This is a genomic window from Bartonella sp. AA9NXGY, from assembly GCF_042196845.1.
In the GTDB taxonomy this organism is placed as follows: Bacteria; Pseudomonadota; Alphaproteobacteria; order Rhizobiales; family Rhizobiaceae; genus Bartonella.
The window spans coordinates 1-510 of sequence record NZ_JBHIRB010000128.1 but is presented as its reverse complement, the minus strand read 5'-3'; the positions used below and the strand labels follow the sequence as shown (position 1 = coordinate 510).

Annotated in this window: 1 pseudogene; it reads right to left on the bottom strand. The window is 38.4% G+C overall.

The annotated features are described in order from the left end of the window. Window positions 1-510 (bottom strand): annotated as a pseudogene (locus ACFIM6_RS10205) (adhesin); the annotation flags it as partial.

The following is a 510-nucleotide window of genomic DNA, read 5'->3' as shown; positions in this document are numbered from 1 at the left end:
TTCTCCATCTAAAAGAAACTTCAATTTGCTATTGTTTCCTTCCGTTCCATGCTTAGCTACAAATGCATTGGCTTCATTATTCCAATTCAAAGAATCCTGTGCGACTCCTTCTGAAACTTCCTTAATCCTCTGATTGACATTCTTGATATTTGTATCAAGTCCTTCAAAAGCTGAACCAACATTAGTAAAAGGTTTGGCTGTTATCTTACCATCTTTATCAATCTCCGATAAACTATAGGTCGGCCCAGTAAACACACCATTATTAAAAGCTGCATTGCCTCCTAAATAAGTAACAACCTTATCATTCGTTTCAAAAAGCTGACTACCCGTTACAGCATCTGTTGATTTAGCGCTAATCTCACCATTTGCAAGGAACGTAATTCTACTGTTTTCTTGTGTCCTTACAGCTCTGCCTTTTTCTTCTTTACTCTTTTCATGACGCGCTACAAAGGCATCGGCTTCCTTGCTCCATAACAAAGAATCCTGTGCTACTCCTTCAGAAACCTCTTT